Source organism: Martinezella lusitana, from assembly GCF_016901135.1.
Classification (GTDB): domain Bacteria; phylum Pseudomonadota; class Alphaproteobacteria; order Rhizobiales; family Rhizobiaceae; genus Rhizobium; species Rhizobium lusitanum_D.
Genome location: NZ_JAFEVL010000062.1, coordinates 232541 through 248642 on the forward strand (window position 1 = coordinate 232541; position 16102 = coordinate 248642).

Annotated in this window: 17 protein-coding genes; 10 read left to right on the plus strand and 7 right to left on the minus strand. The window is 61.0% G+C overall.

Annotated elements, in window-relative coordinates; translation table 11 throughout:
• Positions 1-225: 225 nt before the first annotated feature.
• The 3 genes from acnA (at position 226) to JTP94_RS27560 (ending at position 4661) form a co-directional block, all read left to right on the plus strand.
• Positions 226-2916 (plus strand): aconitate hydratase AcnA, encoded by a 2691-nt coding sequence (gene acnA / locus JTP94_RS27550; protein ID WP_204853600.1) that lies wholly within the window; start codon positions 226-228, stop codon positions 2914-2916.
• Positions 2917-3182: 266 nt separating this feature from the next.
• On the plus strand, positions 3183-3926 hold the full coding sequence (locus JTP94_RS27555) for a thioredoxin family protein (RefSeq protein WP_204853601.1): 744 nt from the start codon (positions 3183-3185) through the stop codon (positions 3924-3926).
• Between the two features lie 333 nt (positions 3927-4259).
• Entirely contained in the window at positions 4260-4661 is a 402-nt protein-coding gene (locus tag JTP94_RS27560; protein WP_034509026.1) for a DUF2794 domain-containing protein, read from the plus strand.
• Positions 4662-5142: 481 nt separating this feature from the next.
• On the opposite strand, the gene JTP94_RS27565 is transcribed toward JTP94_RS27560, so the two are convergent.
• The 4 genes from JTP94_RS27565 to JTP94_RS27580 form a co-directional block, all read right to left on the minus strand.
• Entirely contained in the window at positions 5143-5700 is a 558-nt protein-coding gene (locus JTP94_RS27565; protein WP_204853602.1) for a GNAT family N-acetyltransferase, read from the minus strand.
• Positions 5701-5820: 120 nt separating this feature from the next.
• Complete coding sequence (locus JTP94_RS27570; protein ID WP_034509023.1) at positions 5821-6561, minus strand: Bax inhibitor-1/YccA family protein; 741 nt, start codon at positions 6559-6561, stop codon at positions 5821-5823.
• A 196-nt stretch (positions 6562-6757) separates the two neighbouring features.
• Positions 6758-9298 (minus strand): ABC transporter permease, encoded by a 2541-nt coding sequence (locus JTP94_RS27575; RefSeq protein ID WP_204853603.1) that lies wholly within the window; start codon positions 9296-9298, stop codon positions 6758-6760.
• A 2-nt stretch (positions 9299-9300) separates the two neighbouring features.
• A complete protein-coding gene (locus tag JTP94_RS27580) occupies positions 9301-10011 on the minus strand; it encodes an ABC transporter ATP-binding protein (protein ID WP_204853604.1) in 711 nt (236 codons plus the stop codon).
• An 82-nt stretch (positions 10012-10093) separates the two neighbouring features.
• Here JTP94_RS27580 and JTP94_RS27585 point away from each other — a divergent pair, with 82 nt between their 5' ends.
• Complete coding sequence (locus tag JTP94_RS27585; RefSeq protein WP_204853605.1) at positions 10094-10744, plus strand: arylesterase; 651 nt, start codon at positions 10094-10096, stop codon at positions 10742-10744.
• Positions 10745-10812: 68 nt separating this feature from the next.
• The gene (gene thpR / locus JTP94_RS27590; protein ID WP_204853613.1) at positions 10813-11409 is read left to right on the plus strand and encodes an RNA 2',3'-cyclic phosphodiesterase; all 597 of its coding nucleotides are present in this window, start codon (positions 10813-10815) and stop codon (positions 11407-11409) included.
• Here the strand turns inward: thpR and JTP94_RS27595 are convergent.
• The gene (locus JTP94_RS27595; RefSeq protein WP_204853616.1) at positions 11340-11822 is read right to left on the minus strand and encodes a low molecular weight protein-tyrosine-phosphatase; all 483 of its coding nucleotides are present in this window, start codon (positions 11820-11822) and stop codon (positions 11340-11342) included. The genes thpR and JTP94_RS27595 overlap by 70 nt on opposite strands.
• A 35-nt stretch (positions 11823-11857) precedes the next feature.
• Here JTP94_RS27595 and JTP94_RS27600 point away from each other — a divergent pair, with 35 nt between their 5' ends.
• The 3 genes from JTP94_RS27600 to JTP94_RS27610 all read left to right on the plus strand — a co-directional run bounded on the left by JTP94_RS27600 (position 11858) and on the right by JTP94_RS27610 (position 13502).
• Positions 11858-12163 carry a 4a-hydroxytetrahydrobiopterin dehydratase gene (locus JTP94_RS27600; RefSeq protein ID WP_204853626.1) on the plus strand — a complete coding sequence of 102 codons (306 nt, stop codon included), beginning with the start codon at positions 11858-11860 and terminating at the stop codon, positions 12161-12163.
• Positions 12164-12229: 66 nt separating this feature from the next.
• The gene (locus tag JTP94_RS27605; RefSeq protein ID WP_204853627.1) at positions 12230-12619 is read left to right on the plus strand and encodes a YkvA family protein; all 390 of its coding nucleotides are present in this window, start codon (positions 12230-12232) and stop codon (positions 12617-12619) included.
• Between the two features lie 334 nt (positions 12620-12953).
• Complete coding sequence (locus JTP94_RS27610) at positions 12954-13502, plus strand: invasion associated locus B family protein (protein ID WP_037196846.1); 549 nt, start codon at positions 12954-12956, stop codon at positions 13500-13502.
• Between the two features lie 22 nt (positions 13503-13524).
• On the opposite strand, the gene JTP94_RS27615 is transcribed toward JTP94_RS27610, so the two are convergent.
• Positions 13525-13788: a hypothetical protein gene (locus JTP94_RS27615; protein WP_204853628.1), complete on the minus strand. Its 264-nt coding sequence runs from the start codon at positions 13786-13788 to the stop codon at positions 13525-13527.
• Here JTP94_RS27615 and rlmN point away from each other — a divergent pair.
• Positions 13769-15004, plus strand: coding sequence for a 23S rRNA (adenine(2503)-C(2))-methyltransferase RlmN (gene rlmN, locus JTP94_RS27620; RefSeq protein ID WP_204853629.1), 1236 nt, complete (start codon positions 13769-13771; stop codon positions 15002-15004). The genes JTP94_RS27615 and rlmN overlap by 20 nt on opposite strands.
• A gap of 5 nt (positions 15005-15009) precedes the next feature.
• Positions 15010-15438, plus strand: a complete 429-nt coding sequence (locus JTP94_RS27625; protein WP_204853630.1) for a hypothetical protein — start codon at positions 15010-15012, stop codon at positions 15436-15438.
• Here the strand turns inward: JTP94_RS27625 and JTP94_RS27630 are convergent.
• Complete coding sequence (locus tag JTP94_RS27630) at positions 15422-16063, minus strand: LysE family translocator (protein ID WP_204853631.1); 642 nt, start codon at positions 16061-16063, stop codon at positions 15422-15424. The two genes, JTP94_RS27625 and JTP94_RS27630, sit on opposite strands and share 17 nt — an antisense overlap.
• Between the last annotated feature and the right edge of the window lie 39 nt (positions 16064-16102).

A 16102-nucleotide genomic window follows, 5' to 3' on the forward strand; every position in this document is an offset into this window, starting at 1 on the left:
AAAAAATTGTCCAAATTTGCATCTTGTCACTCTGGCAAGTCTTTACGAAATTATCTATAAGACCTGCAACCACGCCAGCGGTCGGCGTGAATTTCATCCTTGCGCCGAACATAAGGTTTTTTGCCTTACGTGCGGACAGCGGAAATGGCCGTACCCGCATCCTGATGTGCATAAAGTGCATAGGCGTTCGCACGACTGTGTTGGCTATCAGAAACGGGGTATCTCGTGTCTAAATCTCTTGACAGTTTCAATTGTCGTTCCACGCTGACCGTGAACGGGAAAGACTATGTCTACTTCAGCCTGCCCAAGGCTGAGGCCAATGGTCTGCCCGATGTTTCCAAGCTGCCTTATTCCATGAAGGTGCTCCTGGAAAACCTGCTGCGTTTTGAAGACGGGCAGTCGGTCACCAAGGAACATATCCTTGCCGTCGCCGAATGGCTGACCAACAAGGGTACCGTCGAGAACGAAATCGCCTATCGCCCGGCGCGCGTGCTGATGCAGGACTTCACCGGCGTTCCGGCCGTGGTCGACCTTGCGGCCATGCGCGACGCGATGGTGTCCCTCGGCGGCGATCCGGAAAAGATCAATCCGCTGGTTCCGGTCGACCTCGTCATCGACCACTCCGTCATCGTCGACGAATTCGGCACGCCGCAGGCTTTCGCCCGCAACGTCGAGCTTGAATATCAGCGCAACGGCGAGCGTTACCGCTTCCTGAAGTGGGGCCAGCAGGCGTTCAAGAACTTCCGCGTCGTTCCTCCCGGCACCGGCATCTGTCATCAGGTGAACCTTGAATATCTCGGCCAGACCGTCTGGACGAAGGAAGAGGACGGCGAAACGATCGCCTATCCCGACACCTGCGTCGGCACCGATTCGCACACGACCATGATCAACGGTCTCGGCGTTCTCGGCTGGGGCGTCGGCGGCATCGAGGCTGAGGCCGCCATGCTCGGCCAGCCCGTTTCCATGCTGCTGCCTGAAGTCATCGGCTTCAAGCTGACCGGCAAGCTCAAGGAAGGCGTCACCGCGACCGACCTGGTACTGACAGTCGTGCAGATGCTGCGCAAGAAGGGCGTCGTTTCCAAGTTCGTCGAATTCTTCGGCCCCGGCCTCGACGCGCTGCCGCTCGCAGACCGCGCCACCATCGGCAACATGGGTCCGGAATATGGCGCGACCTGCGGCTTCTTCCCGGTCGACAAGGAAACGCTGAACTACCTCAACATGTCCGGCCGCGCGAAGGATCGTATCGCGCTCGTCGAAGCCTATTCGAAGGCGCAGGGCATGTGGCGCGATGGCGACGGCTCCGACCTCGTCTTCACCGACACGCTCGAACTCGAGCTTAGCGACGTCGTGCCGTCGATGGCTGGCCCGAAGCGCCCGGAAGGCCGCATTGCGCTGGAAAACATCGCATCCGGTTTCGCCGGTTCGCTGGATACCGAATATAAGAAGCCAGGCCAGCTTTCGAACCGCTATGCCGTCGAAGGCACGGATTTTGATCTCGGCCATGGTGACGTGGCGATCGCCGCCATCACATCCTGCACCAACACCTCGAACCCGTCGGTGCTGATCGCTGCCGGCCTTCTCGCCCGCAACGCCGTTGCCAAGGGCCTGAAGACCAAGCCGTGGGTCAAGACCTCGCTGGCGCCGGGAAGCCAGGTTGTCGGCGAATATCTCGCCAAGTCCGGCCTGCAGGCTGATCTCGACAAGCTCGGCTTCAATCTGGTCGGCTTCGGCTGCACCACCTGCATCGGCAATTCCGGCCCGCTGCCGGCGCCGATCTCGAAGACGATCAATGACAAGGGCCTGATTGTATCTGGCGTTCTCTCCGGCAACCGCAACTTCGAAGGCCGTATCTCGCCCGACGTTCAGGCCAACTACCTGGCTTCTCCGCCGCTCGTCGTTGCCTATGCGCTCGCCGGCACCGTGCAGCTCGACCTGACCAGCGAACCGATCGGCGAAGACCAGAACGGCAAGCCGGTCTTCCTCAAGGATATCTGGCCGACCTCGCATGAGATCCAGGAATTCATCCTGAAATACGTCACCCGCGAACTCTACGAATCCAAGTACGCCGACGTCTTCAAGGGCGATGCCAACTGGCAGGCCGTGCAGATTCCTCCGGGCCAGACCTATGCCTGGGACGACGACTCGACCTATGTGCAGAACCCGCCTTACTTCGTGGGCATGGGCAAGACCGGCGCCGGTATTTCCGACATCAAGGGCGCCCGCGTTCTCGGCCTCTTCGGCGACAAGATCACCACCGACCACATTTCCCCGGCCGGTTCGATCAAGGCTGCCTCGCCGGCCGGTTCCTACCTTATCGGCCATGGGGTCGGCGTTGCCGACTTCAACCAGTACGGCACGCGCCGCGGCAACCATGAAGTGATGATGCGCGGCACCTTCGCCAATATCCGCATCCGCAACCACATGCTCGGCCCGAACGGCAAGGAAGGTGGCTACACCATTCACTATCCGTCCAAGGAAGAGACGTCGATCTACGATGCGGCCATGCAGTACAAGGCAGAGGGCGTTCCGCTCGTGATCTTCGCCGGTGTCGAATACGGCAACGGCTCGTCGCGCGACTGGGCTGCCAAGGGCACCAACCTGCTCGGCGTGCGCGCCGTGATCGCCCAGTCCTTCGAGCGCATCCATCGCTCGAACCTTGTGGGAATGGGCGTCATCCCCTTCGTCTTCGAGGAGGGCACCACTTGGGCAACCCTCGAGCTTAAGGGCGACGAGACCGTCTCGATCGAGGGCCTGGAACACATCAAGCCGCGCGAGCGCAAGATCGCCAAGATCACCTATGGCGACGGCACGGTTCGCGATATCCCGATCATCTGCCGTATCGATACGCTGGATGAGGTCACCTACGTCAACAATGGCGGCATCCTGCAGACCGTTCTGCGCGATCTCGCCGCCTGATAGGCCTGATAGGCTTTGAAGCCATGATTGCACGCCGCCGGGGAAAGTTTCCCGGCGGCGTCTTGTTTTTCACGTTGATGTGTACGAGGCACCCGTTGCCGGCCCTTAGTCTCACCCCATCGTGACTTTGCGTCATCATGCTAAACTATTATCTCTTGTTTCAGATTTTTCGGGCTTGATAAGGGCTTGGCTGCCCCAAGGAGCGTGAGCGGTTTCGGAGCCTGCTAAGCAGGCAGCTCTCGAAATTTGAGAAGAGGTACAAGGGAATGCGCCTTCGATTTTCGATTCCACTTCTGGCAGGCATCGCGCTGGCAAGTTCGCTGCATGCGCAGGAGGCTGCGAAGATCAAGGGCGTGGTCGAGCTCTTCACCTCGCAGGGCTGTGCTTCCTGTCCTCCCGCCGATGCGGCGTTCCGCAAGCTGATCCGCCAGGGCGATGTCGTGGCGCTCGCCTACCATGTCGATTATTGGAACTATCTCGGCTGGAACGATACCATGGCGTCCAAGGACAATACGGCGCGCCAATATGCCTATGCCCGTACGATGGGCCGCAGCGGCGTCTACACGCCGCAGGCCATCGTCAACGGCCGCGACCATATGAATGGTGCTGACCTCGGCGCCATCAACGTCAAGCTCGACGACTTCCAGCGTGGAGGCGAGGGGCTGACGGTGCCGGTGAATGCCGCCATGAAGGGCGACGAGCTCGAGATCAAGATCGGCGCCGGCCAGGGCAAGGCCAATGTGGTCGTCGTCTATTTCGACAAGGAGCAGATGGTGGCTCCGAAGGGCGGCGAAAACAACGGTCAGCAGATCGCCTATATGCATGCGGTGTCGGATGTCGAAACCGTGGGCATGTGGGACGGCAAGGCCATGAGCGTCGTGCTGCCTTCCAATGTGTTGGACAAGGCCGGCCGAAAAGGGCTTGCTGTCCTCCTGCAGTCGTCGACGCCTTCGGGTGACCCGGCCGCCATCATCGGGGCGACTGTCTTGACGATCGGCTCGGACGGCTGAGTGACTTTTTCTACATCAACTAGAAAGCTCGCTGTTTCGGCTGACGCCGAAACGTTCTCTATTTCGGCTGACGCCGAAAAGAGCGGGTTGCCCGGCGAGGACGCATTCGGGGCTGGGGTATAATCGATGCGCCCCGGCCGGGCCGTTTGACGCGGCGGCGCCAAACGGCTGCCTATAGTTCTTCTAAATTGGGCGTGGTTTTGACTGAAATGCGGCGCTGCCAAGATGCTTTGCGGTGTCGAAAAGAAATTGTGAGCGGCCAGGCGTCTTGCAATTTGAAGCGGCTGAGGCAAACTGTCATTCTCTTGTCATGAGATAGCCCTTGGGGGATTGATGACTGATCAGCCGGATTTGCGACATAGCGAAAGCCGTTCCGTCGACACCACCACCTCCGTCGTTGTTGATCTCAGGGAATACAAACAGAGCAAGGATCCGCTGCCGGTGACCTTCCATCGCCGGGAGCTTGACGCCATTCTGTGGATCTACGGCCGCATGGTCGGCGAGGGCGAGTGGCGGGACTACGCGATCGATCATCTCAAGGACAAGGCGGTCTTCTCTGTCTTCAAGCGCTCCGGCGAGATGCCGCTCTTCCGCATCGAAAAGAACCCGAAGCTGGCCGCCAAGCAGGGCGCCTTCTCGGTGGTCAGCACCAGCGGCATGATCCTGAAGCGCGGGCATGATCTGAGCCAAGTGCTGAAGGTCTTCGACAAGCAATTGAAGCTGGTCGAGAAGTAACTTTCATCAATTGGCGGTGGGGTGTGAGGATAGTGTGCCACCCCCTCTGTCCCTTTCGGGACATCTCCCCCACAAGGGGGAGATCGGTAACTTGCTGCACGCACTTGCCTCAAGTGGACATCGAGCCTGCTGAAACCTCACATTGTTGGTTTGGAGAGGGCGATCCGCAAACTCCTCCTTGTAGGCAGGGGGATCGCATGTGAGATGAGATCGTTGCCACGCAACCCCTTCTCCCCTTGGGGAGAAGGTGCCGCCCTTCGACAAGCTCAGAGGGCGGATGAGGGGGGTACCAAGAGCACAAAGCCGATGGATTCAAAGCGACTAGCCCCCTCATCCGACCCTTCGGGCCACCTTCTCCCCGAGGGGAGATGGAGCTTACGGCACTGGCATGCCCCATATGCAATTGCCTGCCCATGTGGGGGAGATGTCACGAAAGCGACAGAGCGGGGTATGAGAGGCTCGGCATACGGGTAGGTCGATACTACCCCCCAAACAACGTCCCCGGATAAACAGACGGATCCGGATCGGTGTCCGCGCCCTCGCCGAGCGCCTTCTGCATCAGCATGGTATCCAGCCATCGGCCGTGCTTGTAGCCGGTGCCTTTCAGCAGCCCGACCTCGGTGAAGCCGGCGGCGCGATGCACGGCGACGGAGGCCGGGTGGGCTCCGCCGATGACGGCGATCATCTGGCGGAAGCCCAGCGTCTGGCAGCTCTCCACCAAGGCATCCAGCAGCAGCCTGCCGACGCCGCGCCCGCGGGCTTCCGGTGCGAGATAGATCGAATCCTCCACCATCCAGCGATAGGCCGGGCGCGTGCGAAACGCCGAGGCATAGGCATAGCCCAGGAATGTGCCAGCGGCGTCTTCTGCGACGATGTAGGGATAGCCCTTCTCCCGGATTGCCTGAAAGCGGCCTGCCATCTCCTCGTCGCTCGGCGGCGTGATCTCGTAGCTCGCCGTGCCGTTCAAGACGGAATCCCGGTAGATGGCGGTGATGTGGGTAAGGTCGTCTGGGGTTGCGCTGCGAAGGCTGACGGACATTTGCTTCTATTGCCTGATCTGCGATTTTCGAACGTCGATATCAAATCGCACAGCCGGCGGCCAGGCAAATAAAAAAGGCGGCCGAAGCCGCCTTTCCGATGCGTTGTTCAAACCGTGCGGTTAGCGGCGATTGCCCATAAACTGCAGCAGGAACATGAACAGGTTGATGAAGTCCAGGTAGAGCGACAGGGCGCCCATGATGGCCTTGCGGCCGGCCACGGTTGCATCGTCGGCGGTGTAGTACATTTCCTTAATCCGCTGCGTATCGTAGGCGGTCAGGCCTGCGAAGATCAGCACGCCGATCACGGAGATCGCGAACTGCAAGGCGGACGAAGCCAGGAAGATGTTAACCAGCGACGCGATGATCAGGCCGAAGAGACCCATCATCAGGAACGAGCCCATTGCGGAGAGATTCCGCTTCGTCGTGTAGCCGTAGAGCGACAGCGCGCCGAAGGAGGCGGCGGTCACGAAGAAGGTCTGCACGACGCTCTGGCCGGTGTAGATGATGAAGATCGACGACAGCGACAGGCCCACCAGCGCGGCATAGACCCAGAAGGTCGTCGTCGCGGCGGCCACGCTCATGCGGTTGATCCTGAAGCTCAGGAAGAACACCATTGCCAGCGGAGCGAAGATCACCACCCACTTCAGCGGGCTCAGATAGATCGCCTGACCAAAGGTCGTGATCTGTCCGTTCGCGAAAGCGAGGGTGAAGGAGAGATAGGCGGCAACACCTGTGATCGCCAGACCCAGCGCCATCAGGTTATAGACCTTGAGCATGTAAGCTCGAAGGCCTTCGTCTATCATCGCACCGGATTGCGCGCCGCTCTGCGCCCGGTTTTGGTAGTTGCGAAAGTCAGCCATGTTTTCCTCTTTTAAGCTCCGATGTGAGTACGGTGTCGGGCCTTTCAGGCCCAGGCGCCGCTGCGGAGCTCCAGCATGCCTGCACAGAATATGAGGCTTTCATGCCTTATACACAAGGGTCAAGCTGTTGGCGCCGTGTTAAATCGGCGTAATATCGGGCCGTTTTCGCGGCGTTCGGTTAATCCGCGAAGGCGAATCAGAGTTCGCGCAGAACGGGCGCCGCCTTCTGGCCGAGGATGCGCCACGTGCCGATCAGACCGATGCCGACCGTCAGCACCAGGGCGATGATGAGGGTGGAGAAGGCGACTTCGGGCATGAAGGTCGAAGGCAGGTGCATGATGCGGCTGACGATATACCAGGCCGATGCCGAGCCCGCGATCAGCGCGAAGATGGCGGTTGCCGAACCGAGGATCAGATATTCGTAGCTGAAGGCGCGGATCAGCATTGTCCGTGTTGCGCCGAGCGTCTTGAGGATGACCGCGTCATGGGTGCGGGCACGATTGCCGGCGGCCAGCGCGCCAGCAAGCACCAGCACGGACGCGATGAGCGCGACCGAGGCGGCGGCGCGGATGGCGGTGGCGAGTTGTCCCACAAGCGTGTTGACGACATCGAGGGCATCCTTGACGCGGACGCTGGTGATGGTCGGATAGGCATTGGTGACTTTCCTCAGGATCGCCGCTTCCTGCTCGGAGGTGGCGGAGGCATCGGTCAGGGTTGCCAGCCACGCGTGCGGCGCACCCCTGAAGGTGTTGGGCGAGAAGATCATCACGAAGTTGATCGACAACGACTGCCATTGCACCTTGCGGAAGCTGGCGATCTTTGCAGTCACGTTGCGGCCGAGGACATTGACGGTCACCTTGTCGCCGATCTTCAGGCCGAGCGCCTTGCCTTCATCGTTGGAAAAGGAGACCAGCGGCTCGCCGCTGTAATCCTTGTCCCACCATTGCCCTTCGGTAAGGGCGGCGTTTTCGGGCAAGGTTTCGGCATAGGTGATGCCGCGGTCGCCGCGCAGAACCCATTGCCCGGCCGCCGGCACCTTCATCTTCGTGACATCCTCGCCGTTGAAGGCGACGATCCGGCCACGCAGCATCGGCGCCTCGACGAGCTTGCCCTTGGGGTCCTCGTTGAGGACGATCTTGCGGAAGCCCTCGAGTTCCGGTCCCTGAATATCGACGAAGAAGAAGTTCGGCGCCTGTTCGCTCATGCGCCCGGTCAGTTCGTGGCGCATGTTGCCGTCGATCAGCGTCAGGGTCACCAGAAGCGCCAGCCCGAGGCCGAGCGACAGCACGACGGAACCCGTGAGCGCGCCGGGCCGGTGGATATTGCCGATCGCAAGCCGCAGGGCGGGCGAGCGCACGCGCGGGCTGCGCCGGGCAAGCCAGGAGAGCGATGCGGCGACGATACGCAGCACGACGAAGGCGGCGGCGATGGAGACGACGAAGACGATGGCGATAAAGCGATCATAGGCGGTGACGATCGCCAATGCCGCGAGGGCCGCCATCAGCACGCCGGCGGCGAGCAGATAGGGCCAGCCGGGCAGGCGGCGCGCCTCGAAACCCTGCTCGCGGAAAAGCGCCGTTGCCGGCACCTCGCGGGCGTGGCCGAGCGGCGGAATGGCAAAGGCAAGCGTCGTCAGCAGGCCGAAGAGGGCCGCCAGCATCAAGGGGCCGGGATAGAGCCGCGGCGCGGTCGATATGGGTAGGAATTCCGCCATGAATTGTGAGGCGACCAGCGGCGCGATGGCGCCGAGGACAAGACCGACGGCGACACCGGCCAGCGCAATGACGGCAATCTGGATGAGATAGATCAGCACCACGACGAAGGCAGGGGCGCCGAGGCATTTGAAGGTGGCGATGGTGGTGCGCTTCGAATCGAGGAAGGCACGCACGGCATTGGCGACGCCGACGCCGCCGACGATGAGGGCTGCCAGTCCGACCAATGTCAGGAACTGCGAGAAGCGGGTGATATTATCGGCAAGCTCTGGTGCTGCGCGGCTGCTGGTGCGGATCGACCAGCCGGCCTGCGGGAAGGCGGCATTGGCGCGATCGCCGATGTTGCGCAGCCCGGCCGCGGGATCGTCCATGCGGATCCTGTAGGCCTGTTCGACAAGACTGCCCGTCGTAATCAGGCCCGAGGCGGCCAAGGCATCGCGGCTGGTGAGCAGACGGGGCGCGAAGCCGAAACCTTCGGAGACGGCATCCGGCTCATTCGTGATGGTGCCGGTGATGTGGAGCCTGGTGTTGCCCAGCAGCAGATCGCTGCCGACCTTGAGGTTCAAACGCTCAAGCAGGAGGGGAGCGACGACCGCGCCATAGGCGCCATCCTTGGCAGCGAGCAGGGTCGATAGCGGCTGATCGGGATCGGCCTGAAAGGTGCCATAGAGCGGATAGGCGTCATCGACCGCCTTGACCTCGACCAGCGCCTGGTCGGAGCCATCGGGCAGGCGGGACATGGAGCGTAGGTTGGTGGAGCGGGAGAGCTTGCCGAGGCCTTGCAGATAGGCCAGCTCCTCGGGCGTCGCCTCGCGATTGCGCAGCTCGAAGCGGGCGTCGCCGGCCAGCAGCGACTGGCCCTGCGTCGAGATGGCGTCGGTGATCGAGCGGGATACGGAATTGACGGCGGCGATCGCGCCGGTGCCGAGCGCGATGCAGGCGAGGAAGATGTAGAAGCCGCCGAGACCGCCGCGCAGTTCGCGCAATGCCAGGCGGAAGGCGAGCGTCAGGCGCATTCCCGTCATGCTCACGCCATCGCCGCTTGAGTGACACGTGTCGGGGCGCTGTCATTCTCGATTTCGCCCGATCGTACACGGATCTGGCGCGAGCAGCGAGCGGCAAGCGCCGGGTCGTGGGTGACGAGCAGCATGGTCGTGCCGCGCTCGGCCTGCTGGGCAAAGAGCAGGTCGGCGATCTGCCGGCCGGTATCCGTGTCGAGATTGCCTGTCGGTTCGTCGGCGATGAGGACGGCAGGCGAAGGCGCAAGTGCGCGGGCAATCGCCACGCGCTGCTGCTCGCCGCCGGAAAGCTGGCCGGGATAGTGATTGAGCCGCTCGCCCAGCCCCACCGCCTGCAGCTCCCGCCGGGCGATGTCGAAAGCGTCTCTGTTATTGGCGAGCTCCAGCGGCACGGCGACATTTTCCAGCGCCGTCATGTTGGCGATGAGATGGAAGGACTGGAAGACGATGCCGATATTGCGGCCGCGGAAATCAGCGATGCGGTCCTCGCTGAGGCTATGCAGAGGCGTGTCGCGGATCAAGAGTTCGCCGCTGTCGAGCTTTTCGAGGCCGGCCAGCACCATCAGCAGCGTCGACTTGCCAGAACCGGAAGGGCCGATGATACCCACGGCCTCGCCCTCCATGACGGTGAGGTCGATGCCCTTCAGCACATGGACGGAGGCGGCGGAACTGCCGAGCGTCAAATCCGCCTTCTTCAGCTCGATGATGGTTTTTGCCAATGCGAACGCCCTATATATCAGAGAACATCAGAGATAGTGGCGGGCGCGAATTAGCCCGAACAGCGAATTTAGGAAATGGATCATGAGTTTTAAAGTTGCTGCGTTTCAATTCGCTGTCATCACTTTCGGTCTTTTGTTTGGCGCCATGGGTGCGGCCGAGGCGCGGACCATCCAGCTCGTCGGGTTCGGCGACAGCCTGATGGCCGGCTATCAGCTGCCGCCGGGCGACGGCTTTCCCGCAAAGCTTGAGGCCGCGCTGAAGGCCAAGGGGCTCGACGTGGCCGTCGCCGATGCCGGCGTATCGGGCGACACGACATCGGGCGGGCTCTCCCGCATAGACTGGTCGGTGCCCGACGGCGCGGATGGGGTCATCCTGGAGCTTGGCGCCAACGATGCCCTGCGTGGCATTCCGCCGGAACAGACGGAGAAAAATCTCGAGACGATGATCGAAAGATTGAAGGAGCGAAAGATCCCGATCTTTCTCGCCGGCATGTTGGCGCCGCCGAACATGGGGCCGGACTATGCCGAAAAATTCAATCCGATCTACAAGCGTCTGGCCGACAAATACCAGCTCGCGCTCTATCCGTTTTTCCTCGACGGCGTAGCCGCGCATGCGGATTTGCAGCTTGACGACGGCATGCATCCAAACCCCAAGGGCGTCGATGTGATGATCGAGCATATCTTACCGGCCGTGATCAAGTTTGTAGGGATGATTGACGCAGGTGCGAAATAGGTGCTTGCACCGACTGCAAATGCGTGATTCCCTGCTTATACCTGCAAGAGATTCGGGGAGTGCTCGTGATGCCGAGACTTTTTACCGCCCTCGAAATTCCGCGCAACGCGGCCATGAGCCTCTCGTTGTTACGCGGTGGTCTTCCCGGAGCCAGATGGATCGACGTTGAAAATTATCACATCACCCTTCGGTTCATCGGCGATGTCGATGGCCGCACGGCCGATGAGGTCGTCGACCGGCTGGACCGGATAGATCGCCCGGAATTCCAGGTTCGCCTGGAGGGCATAGGCTCCTTCGGTTCCAAGAAGCCGCACTCGGTCTGGGCCGGTGTCTCGCAGACACCGGACATGTACGCGCTGCAAGGCGAGATCGAGCGCATCTGCCAGCGCATCGGATTACAGCCCGACCCCCGCAAGTTCACGCCGCATGTCACGCTCGCCAGGTTGAAGTCCTCGCGGGTCGACGATGTCGTGCACTATCTGTCCGGCCGCGGCAACTTCTATACCCAGCCGTTCACGGTGGGGCGCTTCGTGCTTCTGTCGTCGCGCGAATCGGTCGGCGGCGGTCCCTATCTCACCGAAGAGATATTTCCGCTTCACGAACCCCACAGCGCCTTCCCGGCCTTGGGCAACAGCGCGCCGCAGCCGGTCAAGAGCATGGTGTAGACAGCCTCGAAATCTTCGCGGCCGCCATAATACGGGTCGGGAATGTCCTTGTTGCTGCCAAGCGCGAGGGCGTTGAAGAGGTGCAGCTTGCCGAGCGCATCGGCAGGCGCGACCTTGCGCAAATTCTTTAAATTGTCTTGATCCATTGCCAGGATCAGATCGAACCTGCCGAAATCTGATGATGCGATGCGGCGGGCGCGCTGGCCGGAAATATCGATTCCGTGGCCGGCGGCAACGGCCACCGAGCGGCGATCCGGCGGCTGGCCCTGATGCCAGCCGCCAGTGCCGGCCGAATCGACCTCGAATTCAGAGGAGCGACCGGCCTCGATCGCCAGATGCCTGAAAATGCCTTCGGCCAGGGGCGATCGGCAGATGTTGCCGGCGCAGACAAAAAGAATCCTTTGACGATCCATGATATCGTTCAATCGCTAGAGAGGAGTGACCTGCCATGAAATACGAGAAGCTGGAGCCGACCGCAATCGATGAAAGCCTGAAGGAACTGGGCGGCTGGACGCTTTCGGCCGACCGCCTTTCGATGTCGAAGACTTTCAAGTTCCGCAATTTCGTCGAGGCCTTCGGCTTCATGACAGAGGCGGCGCTGGCGGCGGAGAAATTCAATCATCACCCGGAATGGTTCAATGTCTATTCCCGTGTCGACGTGAAACTGACGACGCATGATGCTGGCGGCCTGACGGATCATGACATCAAGCTCGCAAAGGCGATGGAGAAGGCCGCCGCCCGGCGGATCGATTGAAACGCCTGATGCGATCACCATATGTTTACACGGCTCGGGCAACGGGCCTCGATAGAGGTGAATGGAATGGATGACATCAAGTACGGGGAAATCCTGATGCCTGGTGATGAAGAAACCCAAAAGGAGCAGGAGAAGACGGTGCGCAGCAAATTCTGGCCGACCTTACGGAAGGCGGCTCGTCATATCCCGTTTTCCCGCGACGTCGTGGCCGCCTTCTATTGCGCGTTCGATCCGCAGACACCGACTCGCGTCCGCGGCATCCTGCTGGCCGCGCTCGGCTATTTCGTCATGCCGTTCGATATTATCCCCGATTTTTTTGCCGTGGTCGGCTTTACGGACGATGTCGCGGTGCTGACGCTCGCCTTCAGCATGATCAGGGGCCATATCCGCCAGGAACATTACGACGCTGCCGACAGGGCGTTGGAGAACGAGCCAGAGGCGGCGAAAGCGGCTTGATGCCCGCCCAACAGGGATCGATCTGAATCCTCTCGGGTTTCCAGACCTTTATGAGGCTCCACTGATTTTAGCGAGGACAAATTCTTGCCTGAATCTTTCTGTCTTAAATCGATCCCGTAGGGTGGTGTTCCACCATCCGGGTTTTCCAACTCCTTCTGATGCGTTTCAAGCTCTGCGCGATACCTGGGTTGAAATGGCACGGAGCCAAGGGCGGTGATCGCTCCGTTGACGGTTTGGTAACCTGAATAAAGTCAAAATAAGGCAGCTCACGAGCATAGGCGTGCGTCAATCGGATCGCCACGAGCTCTGGACCGCAAGAAATCGGCAGGAAACCATGTTTGTAAAAAGCTTCGCAATCGCCCTCTCGCTCGTTCTCGCCGGCACCGGCATTGCCTCCGCCCAGACCAAGAAGCAGACGCAGGCAGCGGCAGCAGCGGCGCCGGCGGCTCCCACGCGCATCCAGCAGTTCGACGCCTGGGGCGCCTATTCCTACCAGTCCGCGGCGGGCAAGGTCTGCTACGTTCTCTCCGTGCCCACCGCCAAGGCGCCGACCGCTGGCATCGACCATGGCGACAACTTCTTCATCGTGTCCCAGCGTCCGGGCCAGAACATCTCCTATGAACCGCAGGCGATGATGGGTTATCCGCTCAAGGACAACTCGAAGGTCGACGTCATTATCGACAACAAGACCTTCGTGATGTTCACCAAGGACAAGGCCGCCTGGGTCGAGAATGCCGCGCAGGAGCCTGCATTGGTCGCAGCCCTCAAGTCCGGCCATTCGCTGAAGGTTTCGGCGACTTCGAAAAAGGGTACGGCCACTTCCTATACCTATTCGCTGAAGGGCGTTACCGCCGCGCTGAAGCAAATCGAGAACTGCAAGTAAGTTCGAAGGCCAAGGGATCACGTCAATGTGATCGCCCTGCCGCCGCGACCGCAATGAAGAGGCCGGCCAGTTTGACCGGCCTTTTGCTTTTTGAGGGAAAGGGATGACGAGAGCGCAAATTAGTGCTAAAGGCCGCGCCAACAGCAGGTGTGCGGCAGACAGCTTGTCCCGCCACCGCATGAATCTTCAGATTTCCGTGCTTGCCCGCATCCGCAGCTTTTTTCAGCTTTTGCGGCATCGCCGATGTGAACCGTTGGAATGATCCTATGTCCGCCACCGATGTCATGACCCCCTCCAGACTGAAGCCGATGCCCTTGTCGCAGCCGGTCGAGCTTTCGCCGAAACCGTCGCTCATCGGCTTGACGCGCGAGGAAATGGGTGCCGCGCTCAAGGAAAAGGGCGTTGCCGACAAGCAGATCAAGATGCGCGTCAGCCAGCTCTGGAACTGGATCTACGTGCGCGGCGTCTCCGATTTCGATGCCATGGTCAATGTCTCGAAGGACATGCGCGAGATGCTGAAGACGCATTTCACCATCGCGCGTCCCGAGATCGTCGAGGAGCAGGTGTCCAATGACGGCACCCGCAAATGGCTGCTGCGCTTCCCGCCGCGCGGCGCCGGCCGTCCCGTCGAGATTGAGGCCGTCTATATTCCGGAAGAGGGCCGCGGCACGCTCTGCATTTCCAGTCAGGTCGGCTGTACGCTGACCTGTTCCTTCTGTCACACCGGCACGCAGCGCCTCGTGCGCAACCTGACGGCGGAGGAGATTCTGTCGCAGCTGCTGCTGGCACGCGACCGGCTCGGCGATTTCCCGGACCGCGAAGCGCCGCAAGGGACGGTCATGCCGGCGGAAGGCCGCAAGGTCAGCAATGTCGTCATGATGGGCATGGGCGAGCCGCTTTATAATTTCGAAAGCGTCAAGACGGCGCTGCTGATCGCCTCCGACGGCGACGGCCTGTCCCTGTCGAAGCGACGCATCACCCTTTCGACCTCGGGCGTCGTGCCGGAAATCTATCGCACCGGCGACGAGATCGGCGTCATGCTGGCGATCTCGCTGCATGCGGTGCGCGACGACCTGCGCGATATGCTGGTGCCGATCAACAAGAAATATCCGCTGAAGGAGCTGATGGATGCCTGTCGCGCCTATCCCGGCCTTTCGAATGCGCGGCGCATTACCTTCGAATATGTGATGCTGAAAGGCGTCAACGACAGTCTCGAGGATGCGAAGGGATTGATCCAGCTGCTGAAGGGCATTCCGGCCAAGATCAACCTGATCCCCTTCAATCCCTGGCCCGGCACGAATTACCAGTGTTCGGAGTGGGAGCAGATCGAGAAGTTCGCTGATTTCATCAATTCGGCCGGCTATGCTTCGCCGATCCGCACGCCGCGCGGGCGTGATATTCTCGCCGCCTGCGGCCAGCTGAAGTCGGAATCGGAGCGCATGCGCAAGACCGAACGTCTGGCCTTCGAAGCGATGATGATCGCCAATCACGGCGAGGATTGAGATTGATGCTCGTTGGACTGCGCAAGCCGATCCGGCTCCTGTGGGGCTATGTCGCGGCTTGTGCTCTGATGGGCTTCGTGCTGGCCTGCGTTGCCGCGTGGACGGTGCCGGAGACAGCAGCCCCCGAACTTTTCGTCCTGACCGTCGCGCTCACCAAACTTGCAATGATTGTCAGCATTCTGCCGTCGCTGATCGTCATCCCCATTCTGGAATGGCGCGGCATGCGTCGGTGGTACGGCTATGCCATCTATGGCGCCGTCTTGTCGGCGGTGGCCTCCATCCTGATTTCCGGCGGCGTGGAAAGGCCGCAGACCCTCAATCTGATAACCATTGCGGTCTGCTTTTCCTTCCTAGGTGCGGCCAGCGCCACCGTCTATTGGTGGATCGCCGGCCGGTTCGCCGGGCGTGGTCCCGTCCTCAACGAGCCTGAGTGAAGAAGATCTTCACCGCGAAGATGGAGAAGACGGTGGCAAAGGCATAGTCGAGGCCGCGCATGACGCCCCGGTTCCTCTGCAGCCAGGACGACAGGCCGTCGGCGGCAAGAACGACGAGCACGTTCACCGGAATGCCGATGACGATGAAGAAGAAGCCGAGAAACAGCAGCTTGTGCGTCACGGCCGGATCGCCTGCCGTGACGAATTGCGGCAGGAAGGTCATGAAGAAGATGATGACCTTGGGGTTCAGCAGATTGACTGAGAAGCCGGTGGAAATATTGGCGAGCGGCGTGCCCTTGACGGCGTCGACCTTCTTGATCGACAGGCTGGAGCCGAAGCGGATCGCCTGGATCGCCAGCCACAGAAGATAGGCGGCGCCACCCGTCTTCAGTACCGTGAAGGCGACCGGCGAGGCGGTGATCAGCGCCGAAATGCCGAAGGCCACCAGGCAGGTGTGAACGATGACGCCGAGGCTGGTGCCGAGAACGACGAAAAGCGCTGCCTTCTTGCCCTGCGCCAAAGCGCGGCTGATCGACAACGTCATGTCGGGGCCGGGGGTCAGCGCCAGCAACAGGCTTGCCGCCGAAAAGGCGAGAAGGGTCGGCAGGCTGGGTATGAAGTCCATGAGATGCTCCGAAAGCCGGATAGGGGATGCGTGTTTCTT

What these genes read in the sequence shown, in the direction of transcription:
- JTP94_RS27555 (WP_204853601.1), top strand. Translation starts at nt 3,183, where the DNA reads ATGCGCCTTCGATTTTCGATTCCACTTCTGGCAGGCATCGCGCTGGCA.
- JTP94_RS27610 (WP_037196846.1), top strand. Translation starts at nt 12,954, where the DNA reads ATGTTTGTAAAAAGCTTCGCAATCGCCCTCTCGCTCGTTCTCGCCGGC.
- JTP94_RS27565 (WP_204853602.1), bottom strand. Translation starts at nt 5,700, where the DNA reads ATGTCCGTCAGCCTTCGCAGCGCAACCCCAGACGACCTTACCCACATC.
- JTP94_RS27625 (WP_204853630.1), top strand. Translation starts at nt 15,010, where the DNA reads ATGCTCGTTGGACTGCGCAAGCCGATCCGGCTCCTGTGGGGCTATGTC.
- thpR (WP_204853613.1), top strand. Translation starts at nt 10,813, where the DNA reads ATGCCGAGACTTTTTACCGCCCTCGAAATTCCGCGCAACGCGGCCATG.
- JTP94_RS27615 (WP_204853628.1), bottom strand. Translation starts at nt 13,788, where the DNA reads ATGACATCGGTGGCGGACATAGGATCATTCCAACGGTTCACATCGGCG.
- JTP94_RS27605 (WP_204853627.1), top strand. Translation starts at nt 12,230, where the DNA reads ATGGATGACATCAAGTACGGGGAAATCCTGATGCCTGGTGATGAAGAA.
- JTP94_RS27560 (WP_034509026.1), top strand. Translation starts at nt 4,260, where the DNA reads ATGACTGATCAGCCGGATTTGCGACATAGCGAAAGCCGTTCCGTCGAC.
- JTP94_RS27630 (WP_204853631.1), bottom strand. Translation starts at nt 16,063, where the DNA reads ATGGACTTCATACCCAGCCTGCCGACCCTTCTCGCCTTTTCGGCGGCA.
- JTP94_RS27575 (WP_204853603.1), bottom strand. Translation starts at nt 9,298, where the DNA reads ATGACGGGAATGCGCCTGACGCTCGCCTTCCGCCTGGCATTGCGCGAA.
- JTP94_RS27585 (WP_204853605.1), top strand. Translation starts at nt 10,094, where the DNA reads ATGAGTTTTAAAGTTGCTGCGTTTCAATTCGCTGTCATCACTTTCGGT.
- JTP94_RS27600 (WP_204853626.1), top strand. Translation starts at nt 11,858, where the DNA reads ATGAAATACGAGAAGCTGGAGCCGACCGCAATCGATGAAAGCCTGAAG.
- JTP94_RS27570 (WP_034509023.1), bottom strand. Translation starts at nt 6,561, where the DNA reads ATGGCTGACTTTCGCAACTACCAAAACCGGGCGCAGAGCGGCGCGCAA.
- JTP94_RS27595 (WP_204853616.1), bottom strand. Translation starts at nt 11,822, where the DNA reads ATGGATCGTCAAAGGATTCTTTTTGTCTGCGCCGGCAACATCTGCCGA.
- rlmN (WP_204853629.1), top strand. Translation starts at nt 13,769, where the DNA reads ATGTCCGCCACCGATGTCATGACCCCCTCCAGACTGAAGCCGATGCCC.